This window comes from Cellulomonas sp. NPDC057328, assembly GCF_042667215.1.
Classification (GTDB): Bacteria; Actinomycetota; Actinomycetes; order Actinomycetales; family Cellulomonadaceae; genus Cellulomonas.
Genome location: NZ_JBHUZW010000046.1, coordinates 1 through 17352, shown reverse-complemented (window position 1 = coordinate 17352; position 17352 = coordinate 1). Strand labels below are relative to the sequence as shown.

The window sequence follows — 17352 nt, the reverse complement described above, 5'->3', positions numbered from 1 at the left end:
GCTCAGTCCTCCGGCGGCCCGAGGACCGACGCGGCCACCGTCGCGTGCGCCGACTCGTCGTCCGACGGGTGGTACATGCCGGCGAGCACGTCGCGGTAGAGCCGCGCCAGCTCGCTCCCCGTGAAGTACGCGCCGCCGCCCGACACCCGCAGCGCGAGGTCGACCACGTCGCGCGCGGTCTCCGTGGCGCGCACCTTGACGCCGACGAGCTGCGCGAACCAGCGGCTGCCGTGGTCGGCCTGCTCGTCCACGTCCCGCGCGAGGGCGAAGACCTGGAGCTCGGCGCCGTCCTGCGCGAGCGCCGCGTCGGCCACCTTCCACCGGATGTCGGGGTCCTGCGCGTAGCTGCGGCCGCCGTGCTTCATCGACGTGCGGCGCCGTGCGTGCGCGACGCCCAGCTCGAGCGCACGCCGGCCGACGCCGGTGTACACGGCCGCGAGCAGCACCTCGAAGACGGCGAAGAGCGCGAACATGAACGGGTCGGCGCTCGGGCCCACCGGCAGCCGCCGGTACACGCGGTCCGCCGGGGCGTACGCACCCTCGAGCACCGTCGTCGCCGACTGCGTCGCCCGCATGCCGAGCGTGTCCCAGTCGTCCTTCGTCGTGACGCCGCCGTCGGCGCGGGACACGACGCCGTGCACGAGCCGCGGGTCGTCCGGGTCGGAGTCGTCGAGGCCGAACGTGGCGAGCCGCGTCCACACCGGGGACAGCGACGTGAAGATCTTCGTGCCGGAGTAGCGGTAGCCGCCGTCCCCAGACGGCTCGGCCCGCGTGCGGGACGCGAACATCACGAGGTCGTTGCCGGCCTCGGAGTTGCCGAACGCGAAGACCTCGCCCGCGGCGGCGTCCCGCAGGACGAACTCGACCGAGTCGTCGCCCCGCGCGGCGAGGAGGGCCGCGAGACCCGTGACGACGAGGTGCATGTTGACCGCGAGGGCCGTCGCCGGCGCCGCGGCGGCGAGCCGGACCTGCTCGCGCGCGACCTCCTCCAGCGTGAGACCGGCACCGCCGAGCCGCTCGGGCACGAAGGCGGTCAGGTAGCCCGCGGCCACGAGGTCGGCGAGGTCCTCGTGCGGGAACGTGTTGTCCCGGTCGTGCGCGTCGGCGCGGGCGTGCACCCGCGCCAGGAGGTCGTCGGTCAGCAGGGTGCGCAGGGACCGGGTCATCGGCCACCGCCCGTCGTCGAGGTCATGCGCCCACTCTGCCACCGGGCCCCGACGCAGCCGGCGCCGGTCGGCCGGTCGTGGTGCGCCTCACCTGCGGCAGGATGACGCCCATGACGACCTTCGCCGTCCGCTACACCTACGACGACCGCGCCGACGTCCGCGACGCCGTGCGGCCCGAGCACCGCGCGTGGCTGGCCGGCCTCGCGGAGGCCGGGACGCTGCTCGGGTCCGGCCCGTTCGCGGACGACGCGACGCCGGGTGCGCTGCTCGTCCTGCGCGCCGGTGACGACGGGGCGCTGCGCGACCTGCTGGCGCAGGACCCGTTCGCGCGCGAGGGGCTCGTCGCCGCGACCGAGGTCCGCACGTGGCAGCTCGTGCTCGGCCCCTGGGCGGCCGACGCCTGACCGCGGGCGGCCGGCGGACGGTGGGGCACCCCCGCGGGCGCCCCACCGGTCTCACACCTCGTCGGCCGGCTCCACGGCACGTGGACCGGTACGTCGCGACGCGAGCAGGCTCGCCGCCGTGGCCGTCAGCAGGGCCGCCGCGATGACGACGAGCGAGAGCCACGTCGGCACCTCGGGGGCCCAGGTGACGGGCCGCCCGCCGTTGAGGAACGGCACCGAGTTGGTCGCCAGCGCCTCGAGCACGAGCTTGCCCCCGATGAACGCGAGGATCGCCGCCAGCCCGTACGGGAGGTAGACGAGACGGTCGAGCAGCCCGCCGAGCAGGAAGTACAGCTGGCGCAGGCCCATGAGGGCGAACACGTTCGCCGTGAACACGATGAACGGGTCGTGCGTGAGACCGAAGATCGCGGGGATCGAGTCGAACGCGAAGAGCAGGTCCGTCGTGCCGATCGCGAGGAACACGACGAGCAGCGGCGTGAAGACGCGGCGCCCCTGGTGCACCGTGCGCACGTTGCCGCCGTCGTACGTCGGCGACATGGGCAGCACGCGGCGCACGCCCCGGACCAGCGCGTTCTCCTCGTACTCCTCGTCACCAGCGCCGCCCTCCCGCAGCAGCTTGACGGCCGTGTACACGAGGAACGCGCCGAACAGGTAGAAGACCCACGTGTTCCGCTCGATGATCGCCGCACCGGCCAGGATGAACGCGGCCCGCAGGACGAGCGCCACGACGATGCCGACCATGAGCACGCGCTGCTGCTGCTCCCGCGGCACGGCGAAGCTCGACATGATCAGCAGGAAGACGAAGAGGTTGTCGACCGACAGGCTGTACTCGGTGAGCCAGCCCGCCACGAACTCCCCGGCCGGGGCGGAGCCGCCGACGAAGGCGAGCAGGCCCGCGAACGCCAGCGCGAGGCCGACGTAGACCGCCACCCACGTCACGCTCTCCCGCGTCGACGGCACGTGCGGCCGGCGCCGGACGATCGCGAGGTCGACCAGCAGGATGCCGACGACGGCGACGAGCGACGCGACCTCGAACACCACCGGCAGCTCGTGCGTCACGCGCGCGGCTCCTGCCGCTCGGCGGGCGCGTCGACGTGCGGGTCCGCCGGGCCGTCGACCGGCGCGTCGAGGTGGGCGCCGAGACGTGCCTCCTGCGTCGACGCGTGCTCCAGCGCGCTCGCCGTGGCGTCGAGCCGCGTCCGGCGCAGGGAGAGGACCGTCGTCACGAGGAGCGTGAGGAGGATGAAGCCGAGGGACACGGGCGTCGAGATCTCCGGGACGGCCGTGACGTGCTCGCCGCCGTTGATGAACGGCAGCTCGTTGGTGTGCAGCGCGTGGATCACCAGCTTGACGCCGATGAACCCGAGGATGGCACCGAGGCCGTACGACAGGTAGACGAGCTTGTCGAGCAGCCCGTCGATGAGGAAGAACAGCTGGCGCAGACCGAGCAGGGAGAACGCGTTCGCCGCGAAGACGAGGTACGTCTCCTGCGTCAGGCCGAAGATCGCCGGGATCGAGTCGACGGCGAAGATGATGTCGGCCGTGCCGATCGCGACCATGACGATGAGCATCGGCGTGATGAGCCGCTGCCCGTCGCGCCGGACGACCATCTTGTCCTCGACGTAGTCGTCGGTCGTGCGGAACACCCGCCGCGTCAGGCGCAGGACGGCGTTCTCCTCGTACTCGCCCTCGTCCTCCCTGCCGGAGCGGATCTGCGCCCACGCCGTGTACAGCAGGAACGCGCCGAAGAGGTAGAAGATCGCGCTGAACCGCTCGATGAAGGCGGCGCCGACGAAGATGAAGATGGTGCGCAGCACGAGCGCGATCGTGATGCCGATGAGCAGCACCTTCTGCTGGTACAGCCGCGGCACGCGGAAGCTCGCCATGATCAGCACGAACACGAAGAGGTTGTCGATCGACAGGCTCTTCTCCGTGATGTATCCGGCGAAGTACTCGCCGCCGTACGTGCTGCCGGCGGCGGCCCACACGACGACGCCGAAGAGCAGGGCGATGCCGACATAGCCGGCGGACCACCACGCCGACTCGCGCAGCGTCGGCTCGTGCGGGGACCGCACGTGACCGACGTAGTCGACGGCGAGCATGAGCAGGATGGCGCCGACCGTGATGGCCCACACCCAGCCGGGAACGTCCACAGGACAGACCTCTCGATCGGGACGACGGATGACCGGAGGTCTCTTCCGCCGGCGCACGCGCGGGACCGATCGGGCCCGAGGACGTGCGACGCAGCCGACGCACCGGGCCGGCAACGCTGGCGACCGTGATGACGATGACGTCGTGGGGAGTACTCCCCTCCGCCGACCATCATAGGTGCCGGTCGGGGACACCGCCCCGGAGCGGCCTCAGACGAGGCAGAACTCGTTGCCCTCCGGGTCGAGCATGACGACCCAGAAGCCGGACCCCGGCTCGTCGAACTCCTGCACCACGCGGCCGCCGAGGTCCGCCAGCGCGCGGGCACGCGCGCGCACGGCGTCGCGGTCGGGCTCGGCACCGCGCGGGCCGCCGCCGGGCAGCCCGACGTCGAGGTGCATCCGGTTCTTCGCCGTCTTCCCCTCCGGCACGCGCTGCAGGAAGATCCGCGGTCCCTCGCCGGCGGGGTCCACGATCGCGTACCCGTCGTTCCAGCGCTCCTCCGGCATGCCCCAGGCGCGCAGCGCGGACTCCCAGTCGTCGAAGCCGGCGGGCGGCGCCTCCTCGACGTACCCGAGGACGTGGGCCCAGAAGCTCCCGAGCGCCCGGGGGTCGTGCGCGTCGAACGTGAGCTGCAACCTGCGGTCCATCGGTCCTCCCGGTCGCGGTCAGGCGGTGGCGGCGTGCATCTGCCGGAGCTCCTTCTTGAGCCCCGAGATCTCGTCGCGGAGCCGCGCCGCGAGCTCGAACTGCAGCTCCGCCGCCGCCGCGTGCATCTGGTCCGTGAGCTGCTGGATGAGGTCCGCGAGCTCGCCGGCGGCCGCACCGACGAGCCGCGTGCGCTCGTCCGTCGGGGCGCCGCGCGAGCCGAGGCCCGGCACCGGTGCCTTGCCGCGGCTCGACTGGCGGCCCGCGCCGCCGAGGAGCTCGGCCGTGTCCGCGTCCTCACGGGCGAGCAGGTCGGTGATGTCGTTGATCCGCTTGCGCAGCGGCTGCGGGTCGATCCCGTGCTCGCGGTTGTACGCGACCTGCCGCTCGCGCCGGCGGTTCGTCTCGTCGATCGCGCTGGCCATGGCCGGCGTGATCCGGTCGGCGTACATGTGCACCTGCCCCGAGACGTTGCGGGCGGCACGGCCGATGGTCTGGATGAGAGAGGTCCCCGAGCGCAGGAACCCCTCCTTGTCGGCGTCGAGGATCGCGACGAGCGACACCTCGGGCAGGTCGAGACCCTCGCGCAGCAGGTTGATGCCGACGAGCACGTCGTACTGGCCCATCCGCAGCTCGCGCAGCAGCTCCACACGGCGCAGCGTGTCGACCTCCGAGTGCAGGTACCGGACCCGGACGTCCTTCTCGAGCAGGTAGTCCGTGAGGTCCTCGGCCATCTTCTTGGTCAGGGTCGTCACGAGGACGCGCTCGTCGCGGTCGACCCGGTCGCGGATCTCGCCGAGGAGGTCGTCGATCTGCCCCTGCGTCGGCTTCACGACGACCTCGGGGTCGACGAGACCGGTCGGCCGGATGATCTGCTCGACGACGCCGTCGGACATGGACAGCTCGTAGCTGCCGGGCGTGGCCGACAGGTACACCGTCTGCCCGATCCGCTCGACGAACTCCTCCCAGCGCAGCGGGCGGTTGTCCGTCGCGCTCGGCAGGCGGAAGCCGTGGTCCACGAGCGCGCGCTTGCGGGACATGTCGCCCTCGAACATGGCGCCGATCTGCGGCACCGTCACGTGCGACTCGTCGATGACGAGCAGGAAGTCCTCGGGGAAGTAGTCGAGCAGCGTGTTCGGCGCCGAGCCCGGCGCGCGCCCGTCGATGTGCCGGGAGTAGTTCTCGATGCCGGAGCACGAGCCGACCTGCCGCATCATCTCGATGTCGTACGTCGTCCTCATCTGCAGGCGCTGCGCCTCGAGCAGCTTGTTCTGCCGCTCGAGCTCCGCCAGGCGCTGCTCGAGCTCCGCCTCGATGCCGCCGATCGCGCGCTCCATGCGCTCCGGACCGGCCACGTAGTGCGTCGCCGGGAAGACGTGCACCTGCTGCTCGACACGCACGACGTCGCCGGTCAGCGGGTGCAGCGTCGCGATCGCCTCGATCTCGTCGCCGAAGAACTCGATCCGGATCGCGAGCTCCTCGTACACGGGGATGATCTCGACCGTGTCGCCGCGCACCCGGAACGTGCCGCGCGTGAACGCCATGTCGTTGCGGGAGTACTGCATCGTGACGAACTGCCGCAGCAGCAGGTCGCGGTCCACGACGTCGCCGACGTTGAGCGTGACCATCCGGTCGACGTACTCCTGCGGCGTGCCGAGCCCGTAGATGCAGGACACGGACGCGACCACGACCACGTCGCGCCGCGTGAGCAGGGAGCTCGTCGCGGAGTGCCGCAGGCGCTCGACCTCCTCGTTGATCGAGGAGTCCTTCTCGATGTACGTGTCCGTCTGCGCGATGTACGCCTCGGGCTGGTAGTAGTCGTAGTACGACACGAAGTACTCGACCGCGTTGTTGGGCAGCAGCTCGCGGAACTCCGTCGCGAGCTGTGCCGCCAGGGTCTTGTTGGGCGCCATCACGAGCGTCGGCCGCTGCAGCTTCTCGATGAGCCACGCGGTGGTCGCCGACTTGCCCGTGCCGGTCGCGCCGAGCAGGACGACGTCCTTCTCGCCGGCCTGCACGCGCTCGGCGAGCTGGGCGATGGCGGTGGGCTGGTCGCCGCTCGGGGTGTACTCCGACACCACCTCGAACGGCGCGACGGTCCGCTGCAGGTCGGTCACGGGGCGCATGGCGTCCACGGTACGACCGACCACCGACACGGGCGGCCCGTCCGCCCCGGCGTCCGCCGAGGGCGTACGGGCCGTCCCGCACCGCGCGCGTCAGTCCCCGCTGTACGACACGTGCGCGCCGGGGTCCGCGTCGCCGATCATCGCGGCGTACCGCTGCATGAACGAGCGGTACGCCGTGAAGCCGGCGATCTTCCGCTTCGTCACGGGCACGAGCGCCGAGACGGCCGACTGCTTGAGCACGAAGCTCTGGATCACCGTGCGGGCGGTCACCCGCCCGACGGCGCGGTCCACCTCGACGTCGAAGTGCAGGACCGCCTCGTTGTCGTCCCGCGTCAGGTCGCGCACGACGAGCCGCAGCCGGTTGGCGTCCCGCTCGAGCGGGCGCACCCACCCCTGCGCGTCCTCGACCGCCGCGGCGGCCTGCGCCGCGAGGTCCAGCACCTGCGTCGCCGTCAGCACGCCCGTCGCCAACGACACCGACGCCTTCGACTGCACCGGGCGCGCCTCCCACCCGTGCGTCCCGATCGCCTGGAGCGCCATGGTCCCTCCCGGGGATCTTCACCTCCTCGCGCACCGTCCACGTGCGCGCGGGGGGCGCTGCTCTGCGCCGTGACCCTCATCGACGCGTGGGAGCGTGTGCACGCGTGCGACGGGCCGCCCTTCACCCGCTCGGCCCACCGCGGCGCCCGGCGGCACACCCGGGCGGGTGACGGACGCCGGTCCCGGCCCCGCACGCGGTGGAGGCATCGGCCCGGCCGCGCGGCCACGGCCGCCCGGACCCGCGTCGCACGGCTCAGGGCCGCTCCCCCGCGCGCTCGGCGTCGCGCTCCGCGACGAGGCGCGCCCAGAGGTCGTCCACCTGGCGCTCGAGGTCCGCGTCGCCGCCCGCCCCGTCGAGGACGACGTCGGCCACGGCCAGCCGCTCCTCGTCCCGGGCCTGCGCGGCCACCCGCGCCTCGGCGTCCGGCCGCGGCATCCCCCGCAGCCGCACGAGCCGCTCGACGCGGAGCACGGCCGGCGCGTGCACCACGACCACGAGCTGGAACCGGCCGGCCTGCCCGGTCTCCACGAGCAGCGGGATGTCGTGCACCACGACGGCACCGGGGTCGGCCACCGCGGCCGCCGCCTCCCGCTCGGCGGCGAGCCGGCGCACGACGGGGTGCACGACGGCGTCGAGGCGGGCGCGCGCCGCGGGGTCGGCGAACACCACCCGCGCGAGCGCCGGCCGGTCCAGGGCGCCGGCGGCGTCGAGCACGCCCGGCCCGAACTCGGCGACGACCGCCGCGAGCCCGGCGGACCCGGGCGCGACCGCCTCCCGCGCGAGCACGTCGTGGTCGACGACGACCGCGCCGCACGCGGCGAGCCGCCGCGACGCCACCGACTTGCCCGCCGCGATGCCACCCGTCAGACCGATGCGCTGCACGTCACCATCGTGGTGCCCGGCGCGCCCGGACGCGACCGCCGTCCGGTCCGACCCCCGGCGCGCGCCCACCCTCGCGGCCCGTCGCGCGAAGCCCGGGACGCCGACGGCCGGCCACCCCGAGGGGTGACCGGCCGTCGTGTGATGCCGCGGGCGGGAGCCCGCGTGCGTCAGTTGCCCGTGAGCTTCTCGCGGAGCGCGGCGAGCGCCTCGTCCGACGCGAGGGTGCCGGTGGCCTCCTCGGTCGACGACGAGTACGTCGACGGCACCGGGCCGGCCGACGAGGACGACGAGGAGGACGCGCTCGTCGCACCCTCGGTCGTCGCCTCGGCGTCCGCACGGTTCGCCTCGGAGACCTGCTTGCGGTGGGCCTCCCAGCGCTCGTGCGCGGCCGCGTACTGGGCCTCCCACGCCTCGCGCTGCGCCTCGAAGCCCTCGAGCCACTCGTTCGTGGTCGGGTCGAAGCCCTCGGGGTACTTGTAGTTGCCCTGCTCGTCGTACTCGGCCGCCATGCCGTACAGCGCGGGGTCGAAGTCGTCCGACTCGGGGTCGAAGCCCTCGTTCGCCTGCTTCAGCGACAGCGAGATGCGGCGACGCTCGAGGTCGATGTCGATGACCTTGACGAAGACGTCGTCGCCGACCTGCACGACCTGCTCCGGGATCTCGACGTGACGCACGGCGAGCTCGGAGATGTGCACGAGGCCCTCGATGCCGTCCTCGACGCGCACGAACGCACCGAACGGGACGAGCTTGGTGACCTTGCCGGGCACGACCTGGCCGATGGCGTGCGTCCGGGCGAACGCCTGCCACGGGTCCTCCTGCGTCGCCTTCAGCGACAGGGAGACGCGCTCACGGTCGAAGTCGACCTCGAGCACCTCGACCGTGACCTCCTGGCCGACCTCGACGACCTCGGAGGGGTGGTCGATGTGCTTCCAGGACAGCTCGGAGACGTGCACGAGGCCGTCCACGCCGCCCAGGTCGACGAACGCACCGAAGTTGACGATCGACGAGACGACACCGGGGCGCACCTGGCCCTTCTGCAGCGTCTGCAGGAAGGTGGAGCGGACCTCGGACTGCGTCTGCTCGAGCCACGCACGGCGCGACAGCACGACGTTGTTGCGGTTCTTGTCGAGCTCGATGATCTTGGCCTCGATCTCCTTGCCGACGTACGGCTGGAGGTCGCGGACACGGCGCATCTCGACGAGCGAGGCGGGCAGGAAGCCGCGCAGACCGATGTCGAGGATGAGGCCGCCCTTGACGACCTCGATGACGGTGCCGGTGACGACGCCGTCCTCCTCCTTGATCTTCTCGATCGTGCCCCACGCGCGCTCGTACTGCGCCCGCTTCTTGGACAGGATCAGCCGGCCCTCCTTGTCCTCCTTCTGGAGGACAAGGGCCTCGACCTGGTCGCCGACCTGGACGACCTCGCCCGGGTCGACGTCGTGCTTGATCGACAGCTCCCGGGACGGGATGACGCCCTCGGTCTTGTAGCCGATGTCGAGGAGGACCTCGTCGCGGTCGACCTTGACGATCGTGCCCTCGACGATGTCACCGTCGTTGAAGTACTTGATGGTGGCGTCGATCGCAGCCAGGAAGTCCTCGGCCGAACCGATGTCGTTCACCGCGACCTGCGGCGTGGCGGGCTTCGCGGGGGTGGAGATGCTCATGTAGTGGTGGGCTCCGTTGCGGACAGGAAGTAGTACGGGCATGGGAGGGGTGGCACCGCGCGCGTGCGTGCGGTGTCGAGACGGTCAACCACGTCCCCCGCCCGGCTGTTCCCGGGAGGAACTCCCCGGGACCTGGGCGAAGGCGCGCGGCACCGCCGTCCACCCTATCGGTGGACGTGGGTGCAGGCAAAGACGCCGGTCGCCGTCAGGCGAGCGCGCGGGCGACCTGCAGCAGGTCCTGCGGCACGCGCTTGACCCGGCCGGCGATCTCGGCGATCGGCACGAGCTCGACGCGCTCGCCGCGCACCGCCGTCATCACGTCCGTCGTGCCGGAGTCGATCGCGTCGATGGCCGCGACGCCGAACCGCGACGCGAGGATCCGGTCGGCGGCCGTCGGCGTGCCGCCGCGCTGCGTGTGGCCGAGCACGGTGACGCGCGTGTCGAAGCCCGTGCGCCGCTCGAGCTCGCCCTTGAGGCGCTCGCCGATGGCGCCGGCCACGATCTCGCCGAACTGCCCGACCTGCGTCTCGTAGTGCATCGACGTGCCCTCCGCGGGCACCGCGCCCTCCGCGACGACGAGGATCGAGAAGCTCGCGTGGGCCCGGTGGCGGTGCTTGAGGAACCGCTCGACGCGGTCGATGTCGAACGGCTCCTCGGGCGCCAGCACGAGCTCGGCCCCGCCGGCGATGCCCGACGTCACGGCGATCCAGCCGGCGTGCCGGCCCATGACCTCGACGATCATCACGCGGTTGTGCGACTCCGCGGTCGTGTGCACGCGGTCGATCGCCTCGGTGGCGATGCTCACCGCGGTGTCGAACCCGATGGACGCGTCGGTCCCCCACACGTCGTTGTCGATCGTCTTCGGGATGCCGACGATCTTCACGCCCGCCTCGGCGATCTTGCTGGCCGCGTGCAGCGTGCCGTCGCCGCCGATGCAGATGAGCGCCTCGATGCGCTCCGCCTCGAGGGTCGCGAGCGCCGCGTCGAGGCCGCCGTCCGCGGCGTGCGGGTGGTAGCGGGCCGTGCCGAGCAGCGTGCCGCCGACGGGCAGCACGTTGCGGATGTGCTGGCGCGTCAGCGGCATGACGTCGCCGTCGACGACGCCCTTCCATCCGTTGCGGAACCCGATGATCGAGTGCCCGTGCTCGCCCTCCCCGCGCTTCACGACGGCACGGATGGCGGCGTTGAGACCGGGCACGTCTCCGCCGCCGGTGAGCAGACCGACTCGCACGCTGTTGAGCTCCTCGTCAGGGGGTGGGGCGGCGCGCCACGTCGCCGCGCCGCGGTCAGACTAGCGAGCGCGCGACGCCCCGACGTGCGCCTTCGGTCCCGGTCGCGCCGCGTGCACGCCGTCCGGCGCGGACGGGCGCGGCGCGACCGGGGACGGGTCAGGCGGTCCGGCCCAGGTCCAGGTCGCGCCCCGGGATCGCGTCGAGGAGCGTGCGCGTGTACCCGGTCCGCGGCGCCTCGAAGACCTCCTCGACGGTGCCCTGCTCCACGAGCCGGCCGGACTGCATCACGCACACCTCGTCCGCGATCTGCCGCACCACCGCGAGGTCGTGGCTGATGAACAGGTACGACAGCCCGAGCCGCTCCTGCAGCTCGACGAGGAGCCGCAGGATCTGCGACTGCACGATGACGTCGAGCGCCGACACGGCCTCGTCGCACACCACGAGCTCGGGCTCCAGCGCGAGAGCCCGCGCGATCGCGACGCGCTGCCGCTGCCCGCCGGAGAGCTCCGCCGGGTAGCGGCGCAGCAGGTCGGCCGGCAGGGCGACCTGCTCCATGAGCTCGCGCACGCGGGCGCGCCGCGACGCGCCGTCCCCGATGCCGTGCGCGCGCAGCGGCTCCTCGATCGTCCGGTAGATCGTGAACAGCGGGTCGAGCGACGCGTACGGGTCCTGGAAGATCGGCTGCACGCGCCGGCGGAACGCCACCTCGGCGGCGCGGTCCTTGCCGGTCACGTCGACGCCGTCGAACCGGATCGCCCCCGACGTGGGCGGCAGCAGGCCCAGCATCATCTTCGCGACCGTGGACTTGCCCGACCCCGACTCCCCCACCACCGCGACCGTGCGGCCGCGCGGGATGACGAAGCTGACGTCGTCGACCGCGGTGAAGTCGGTCGAGCGGCCGAGCAGGCCCTTGCCGCGCAGCCGGAAGACCTTCGTGACGTGCTCGACCTCGACGATCGGGCGCTCGTCGGCCGGCGCGTCGCCGTGGCCGGCGGGCGTGGCGAGCAGGTCGTCCGCCTCGCTCACCGCGACCGCGGTGCCCGCGCGCGCGAGCTCCGCGCGGCGTGACGCGAGCGACGGCGCCGCCGCGATGAGCCGGCGCGTGTACTCGTGCTGCGGGTCGGTGAGCAGCTGCCGCGCAGGCCCCTCCTCGACGACCTCGCCGCGGTACATGACGACGATCCGGTCGGCGCGCTCGGCGGCCAGCCCGAGGTCGTGCGTGATGAGCAGCACCGCGACGCCGAGCCGGTCGGTCAGGTCGGTGAGCCCGTCGAGGATCGTGCGCTGCACGGTGACGTCGAGCGCCGACGTCGGCTCGTCCGCGATGAGCAGCTGCGGGCGCGCCGCGAGGCCCATCGCGATCAGCGCCCGCTGCCGCATGCCGCCGGAGAACTCGTGCGGGTACTGCTGGGCGCGCCGCTGCGCGTCCGGCAGCCCGGCCTCCTCGAGCAGCTCCACCGTGCGCGCGCGCACGGCGCGGCCCGGGACGACCGCGTTGTCCACGAGCGTCTCGTCGATCTGGTGCCCCACGCGCCGCACGGGGTTGAGGTTCGACATCGGGTCCTGGGGGACCATGCCGATGCGGGATCCGCGCAGCCGGTGCATCGCGTCCGCGCCGAGCGTGGCCAGGTCCTCCCCGTCGAACAGGATCTGCCCGCCGGTCACCGAGCCGTTGCCGGCGAGCAGCCCGATGACGGCCGCGGCCGTCGTCGACTTGCCGGACCCGGACTCGCCGACGACCGCGACGGTCTGCCCGGCGTGCACGTCGAACGACGCGCCGCGCACGGCGACGGCACTGCCGGCCTCGGTGCGGAACGTCACCTCGAGGTCGCGGATGCTCAGCAGGGGTGCGCCCGCGGGGGCGCCGGGGGTCGTGCTCGTGCTCGTCACGTCAGCGCCTCCTCGAACGCGGGTCGAGGGCCTCGCGCAGCGCCTCGCCGAACAGGGTGAAGCCCAGGGCCGTCACCGAGATGCAGATGCCGGGCAGGAGCGCGAGGCGCGGGGCGATCTCGAGCTCGTTCTGCGCGGCGACGAGCATGCGCCCCCACTCGGCGGTGGTCGGCGACCCGCCGCCCAGGCCGAGGAAGGACAGCGCGGCGGCCTCGATGACCGCGGTCGCGAGCAGCAGCGTCGCCTGCACGATGACGGGCGACACGCTGTTGGGCAGCACGTGGCTCATCGTCACCGTGCGCCGGGACAGCCCCAGCGAGCGGGCCGCGAGCACGTAGTCGGACCCGCGCTGGGCCAGCATCGACCCGCGCAGCAGGCGCGCGAAGACCGGCACCTGCACGACGCCGATCGCGATGACGACGGACGACGGGGTCTGGCCCGCGACGGCCGCGATCGACACCGCGAGCAGCAGGCTCGGCACGGCCAGCATCAGGTCGACGAACCGCATCGCGACCGAGTCGACCCAGCCGCCGAACGCGCCCGCCACGAGGCCGACGAGCATGCCGCCGGCCAGGCCCAGCAGCGTCGACAGGACGCCGATGAGCAGGGACGCGCGCGCGCCCCAGATGAGCTGGGACAGCACGTCGGCGCCGTACCGGTCGAGCCCGAGCGGGTGGTCCGCCGACGGGCCGGGGATGAACGTCGGGCGCACGTCCGCGCGCCCGGGCAGCTCGCCCGCGCCGTACGGGGCGAGCAGCGGCGCGAGCAGCGCAACCAGCACGAACGCGACGACGATGACGGCGCCCACGATCGCCCCGGGGTTGCGCACGAGCCTGCGCGCCGCGACGCGCCAGAGCGCCTCGCCGGCGCGGCGGTCCTCCGCGAGCCCGTCGCCGGCGTCGACCGCCGGCTGCGGGACCTCGTACACCTCGGGTGCGCTCATCGTGCCCTCATCCTCGGGTCGATCAGTCCGTACGAGACGTCCACCGCGAGGTTCACCAGCGCGTAGACCACGGCGATGAGCAGGATGAAGCCCTGCAGCACGGCGTAGTCGAGGGCGAAGATCGCGTCGGACAGGAACTTGCCGATGCCCGGGAAGGCGAACACCGTCTCGGTGAGCACCGCCCCCGACAGCAGCAGACCGACCTGCAGGCCGATCGTGGTGGACACCGGCAGCATCGCGTTGTGCAGGATCACGCGGCGGCGCAGGTGCCCGGGCGCGAGGCCCTTGGCGCGCGCGGTGCGCACGTAGTCGGCGTGCTGCACGTCGATGACGGAGGCGCGCGTGATGCGCGCGATGATCGCGAGCGGGATCGACCCGAGCGCGACCGCCGGCAGCAGCAGGTGCAGGAAGGCGTCCCACGCGGCGTCCCACTCACGGGTCATCAGCCCGTCGAGCACGTAGAACCCCGTGGGGTGCGTCGCGATCATCGCGGGGTCCTGCCGTCCGGAGGACGGGAACCACCCGAGCTGGACCGCGAACAGCCACTTGAGCAGGAACGCCAGGAAGAACACGGGGATCGTCACGCCGAGCAGCGAGACGACCACCGCGGCGTGGTCGACGGTCCGGCCCTGGTGCCGCGCGGCCAGGTAGCCGAGCGGGATCCCCACGCCGACCGCGACGAGCAGCGCCACGAGGGACAGCTCGATGGTCGCCGGGAAGCGCGCGAGGAACTCCTCGAGCACGGGCCGGTTGGTCCGGGTGGAGACCCCGAAGTTGCCCTGCAGCAGCTGGCCGAGCCAGGTGACGTACTGCTCGGGCAGGGGTCGGTCGAAGCCGTAGAGCTCGTTGATCCGCTCCACCGCCTCCGGGGTGGCGCGCTCCCCCAGGAGAGCCGTCGCCGGCCCTCCCGGGAGGGCGCGCACCCACAGGAACAGCAGGATCGACAACCCGACGAGTGTCGGGACGAGCAGGGCGAGCCGTCGGAGGACGAGTCGGGTCATCGGTACGTGGTGCTCCTCAGTCGCCGAGGGTGACGACGTTGTAGACCTCGTCCTGCACGGGCGAGGCGGGGTAGCCGTGGACGTCGGCCTTGAACGCCAGCGACGGGACGGGGTGGGCCAGCGGGACGCCCGGCAGGAACTCCATGATCGCGGCGTTGGCCTCCTCGTACGCCGTCCGCTGCTCGTCGACGTCCGCCACGTAGCGCGCGTCGCCGATCGCCTGGAACAGCTCCGGGTTGTCGAAGCCCCACTCGTTGGACTTGCCGCCGAAGAACACGCCGATGAAGTTGTACGTGTCGTTGTAGTCGCCGGTCCAGCCGAGCAGGTGCAGGCCGTGCTCGGACCCGCCCTGGATCGTGTCGAGGTAGTCCGGGCTCCACGGGGCCGGGACCGGGTTGACCGTGATGCCGACGGCCTCGAGGTCCGCCTCGATCGCCGTGAAGACCTGCTCCGGGGTCGGCATGTACGGACGCGAGACGTTGGTCGGGTAGTTGAAGTCGATCGTCAGGTCCGACTTGCCCGCCTCGGCCAGGAGCGCCTTCGCGCGGTCCGGGTCGTAGTCGTACGTCGCGACGTCCTCGTTCCAGCCCGACACGGCCGGCGGCACGAAGTTCGTCGCGACCTCCGTGCCCTCGGGCAGCGTCTGCGCGACGAGCGCCTCCTTGTTGATCGCGTGGGCGATCGCCTGGCGCACGCGCACGTCGGCCAGTTCGGGGTTGGCCTGGTTCATGCCGAGGTACAGCACGTTGAAGGGGTCGCGGTTGACGATCTGGAACCCGGCCTCCTCCAGCGCGACGACGTCCGCCGGGCCCACGAGGTCGTAGCCGTCGATGTCGCCGGCCTGCAGCGCCTGGCGGCGCGCCGTGGCGTCCGAGATCACCGGGAAGACGATGCGGCGCACCTGGCCCTGCTCGCCCCAGTAGTCCTCGTTCGCCGTGAGCACGACCTCCTCGCCCGGGCTCCACGACTCGAACCGGTAGGGGCCGGTGCCGGTCGGGTGCGCGGTCGCGTACTCGGGCAGCGTGGGCGTGTCGCCCTCGCCGGTCACGTTGTCGGCGTCGTACTCCGCCAGCGCCGTGGGCGACTGCATCGAGAACGACGGCAGGGACAGCGCGGCCACGAGCTCGGGCAGCGGGCTCTTCAGCGTGACGACCGCGGTCGTCGCGTCGGGGGCCTCGCACGACTCGTACTTGCCCGTGCCGTTCAGCTCCGGCACGTCGCTCGTCGCGAAGCCGCCGTTGACCTTCTGCCAGTAGTACGTGAGCGACTCGGACTGCGCGACGCCGGTGAAGTTGTTCCACCGCTCGAAGTTGAAGCAGACCGCCTCGCCGTCGAACGGCGTGCCGTCGTGGAAGGTCACGCCCTCCTTGAGGTCGAACGTGTACGTCAGCCCGTCCTCGCTGCTCTCCCACGACTCGGCCAGCAGCGGGGCCGGGTCGGCCGTGCCGGGCTCGGTGCCGACGAGGCCCTCGAAGATCTGCCGTGCGACGCGGAACGACTCGCCGTCGTTCGCGAAGGCGGGGTCCAGCGATGCGGGGTCGGACGACGCCGCGAAGATGAACGTGCTGCGGCCCTCGCCGGTCGCGCCGTCCGTGGCGCCGCCGCCGGAGTCGCGGTCGCTCGCGGCGCAGGCGGTGAGGGCGAGCCCCACCACGACGCCACCGGCGACCATCTGCCACCTGGTCTTCACTGATTGCCACCTCTCTGACGGGCGCGACGGTCGTCGCGCCTCGCGGGACCCGGCGAACGCTAGGTGTGCGTTGTCACGCCGTTGTTACGCACTGGTACGGATTCCGCATCGGACAGACTGGACGCGTGCACGACGAATCCGCGGACGACACGCTGGCCGAAGCCGGTTTCCGGGACGTCCCGGACGCGGAGGGCGGCCGGGCCGCCCGCCGCTGGTGGGACGCGAACGCCGGAGACTACCTCGCCGAGCACGGCGACTTCCTCGGCGAGGCCGACCTGCTCTGGTGCCCGGAGGGGCTGCGCGAGTCCGAGGCGCGCCTGCTCGGCGACGTCGCCGGGGCGCGCGTGCTCGAGGTCGGCGCCGGGGCCGCGCAGGGCACGCGGTGGCTCGCCGCCGCCGGCGCGCACGCCGTCGCGACCGACGTGTCGCACGGGATGCTCGCCGCCGGTGCCGCCGGCGACCGGGCGAGCGGCGTACCCGTCCCGCTCGTGCAGGCGGACGCCCGGGCCCTGCCGTTCGCCGACGCCACGTTCGACGTCGCGTTCACCGCGTTCGGCGCGCTGCCGTTCGTGCCGGACGCGCACCGCGTGCACGCGGAGGTCGCGCGCGTGCTGCGGCCGGGCGGTCGCTGGGTGTTCTCCGTGACGCACCCGGTGCGCTGGGCGTTCCCGGACGACCCTGGCCCCGCCGGGCTCACCGCCACGCGCTCCTACTTCGACCGGCGGCCCTACGTCGAGCAGGCCGCCGACGGCCGCGTCCTGTACGCCGAGTACCACCGCACGCTCGGCGACCACGTCGCCGACGTCGTCGGGGCGGGGTTCGTGCTGGACCGCCTCGTCGAGCCGGAGTGGCCGGACGGGCACGACCGCGTGTGGGGCGGGTGGGGGCCGGTGCGCGGTGCCCTGCTGCCGGGCACCGCGATCCTCGTCACGCACCTGCCGGGTCGCTGAGGCTCGTCCGCGCGACGCGGAGGGCCGCTGCCGACGCAGGTCCGCCCGCCCCGCGGCGCGGGGCCTG

Annotated in this window: 15 protein-coding genes; 2 read left to right on the top strand and 13 right to left on the bottom strand. The window is 72.8% G+C overall.

Annotated elements, in window-relative coordinates:
* Positions 1 to 2: 2 nt before the first annotated feature.
* Complete coding sequence (locus ACFUMH_RS10240; protein WP_378204308.1) at positions 3 to 1166, bottom strand: acyl-CoA dehydrogenase family protein; 1164 nt, start codon at positions 1164 to 1166, stop codon at positions 3 to 5.
* 110 nt (positions 1167 to 1276) lie between these two features.
* On the opposite strand from ACFUMH_RS10240, the gene ACFUMH_RS10235 reads away from it, so the two are divergent.
* The gene (locus ACFUMH_RS10235) at positions 1277 to 1570 is read left to right on the top strand and encodes a YciI family protein (protein ID WP_378204306.1); all 294 of its coding nucleotides are present in this window, start codon (positions 1277 to 1279) and stop codon (positions 1568 to 1570) included.
* 51 nt (positions 1571 to 1621) lie between these two features.
* Here ACFUMH_RS10235 and ACFUMH_RS10230 read toward each other — a convergent pair whose 3' ends face one another.
* The 12 genes from ACFUMH_RS10230 to ACFUMH_RS10175 form a co-directional block, all read right to left on the bottom strand.
* Positions 1622 to 2629, bottom strand: coding sequence for a TerC family protein (locus ACFUMH_RS10230; RefSeq protein WP_378204303.1), 1008 nt, complete (start codon positions 2627 to 2629; stop codon positions 1622 to 1624).
* Entirely contained in the window at positions 2626 to 3723 is a 1098-nt protein-coding gene (locus ACFUMH_RS10225; protein WP_378204300.1) for a TerC family protein, read from the bottom strand. The genes ACFUMH_RS10230 and ACFUMH_RS10225 overlap by 4 nt, the downstream gene beginning before the upstream one ends.
* 207 nt (positions 3724 to 3930) lie before the next feature.
* Positions 3931 to 4368: a VOC family protein gene (locus tag ACFUMH_RS10220; RefSeq protein ID WP_378204297.1), complete on the bottom strand. Its 438-nt coding sequence runs from the start codon at positions 4366 to 4368 to the stop codon at positions 3931 to 3933.
* 18 nt (positions 4369 to 4386) lie between these two features.
* Entirely contained in the window at positions 4387 to 6492 is a 2106-nt protein-coding gene (gene uvrB, locus ACFUMH_RS10215) for an excinuclease ABC subunit UvrB (protein ID WP_378204294.1), read from the bottom strand.
* 90 nt (positions 6493 to 6582) lie between these two features.
* Positions 6583 to 7032, bottom strand: a complete 450-nt coding sequence (locus tag ACFUMH_RS10210; RefSeq protein ID WP_378204292.1) for a hypothetical protein — start codon at positions 7030 to 7032, stop codon at positions 6583 to 6585.
* Between the two features lie 253 nt (positions 7033 to 7285).
* The gene (gene coaE, locus ACFUMH_RS10205; RefSeq protein ID WP_378204289.1) at positions 7286 to 7915 is read right to left on the bottom strand and encodes a dephospho-CoA kinase; all 630 of its coding nucleotides are present in this window, start codon (positions 7913 to 7915) and stop codon (positions 7286 to 7288) included.
* Positions 7916 to 8082: 167 nt separating this feature from the next.
* Positions 8083 to 9579 carry a 30S ribosomal protein S1 gene (gene rpsA / locus ACFUMH_RS10200; protein ID WP_378204286.1) on the bottom strand — a complete coding sequence of 499 codons (1497 nt, stop codon included), beginning with the start codon at positions 9577 to 9579 and terminating at the stop codon, positions 8083 to 8085.
* Positions 9580 to 9784: 205 nt separating this feature from the next.
* Complete coding sequence (locus tag ACFUMH_RS10195) at positions 9785 to 10810, bottom strand: 6-phosphofructokinase (RefSeq protein ID WP_378204283.1); 1026 nt, start codon at positions 10808 to 10810, stop codon at positions 9785 to 9787.
* Positions 10811 to 10967: 157 nt separating this feature from the next.
* Positions 10968 to 12701, bottom strand: coding sequence for an ABC transporter ATP-binding protein (locus ACFUMH_RS10190; RefSeq protein WP_378204280.1), 1734 nt, complete (start codon positions 12699 to 12701; stop codon positions 10968 to 10970).
* A gap of 1 nt (position 12702) precedes the next feature.
* Positions 12703 to 13644: an ABC transporter permease gene (locus ACFUMH_RS10185; RefSeq protein ID WP_378204278.1), complete on the bottom strand. Its 942-nt coding sequence runs from the start codon at positions 13642 to 13644 to the stop codon at positions 12703 to 12705.
* Positions 13641 to 14645 carry an ABC transporter permease gene (locus ACFUMH_RS10180; protein ID WP_378204275.1) on the bottom strand — a complete coding sequence of 335 codons (1005 nt, stop codon included), beginning with the start codon at positions 14643 to 14645 and terminating at the stop codon, positions 13641 to 13643. Before ACFUMH_RS10180 ends, ACFUMH_RS10185 begins: the two co-directional genes overlap by 4 nt.
* Positions 14646 to 14661: 16 nt before the next feature.
* The gene (locus ACFUMH_RS10175) at positions 14662 to 16317 is read right to left on the bottom strand and encodes an ABC transporter substrate-binding protein (RefSeq protein ID WP_378204334.1); all 1656 of its coding nucleotides are present in this window, start codon (positions 16315 to 16317) and stop codon (positions 14662 to 14664) included.
* Positions 16318 to 16460: 143 nt separating this feature from the next.
* Between ACFUMH_RS10175 and ACFUMH_RS10170 the strand changes: the two genes are divergently transcribed.
* Complete coding sequence (locus ACFUMH_RS10170) at positions 16461 to 17285, top strand: class I SAM-dependent methyltransferase (protein WP_378204272.1); 825 nt, start codon at positions 16461 to 16463, stop codon at positions 17283 to 17285.
* The last annotated feature ends 67 nt before the right edge of the window (positions 17286 to 17352 follow it).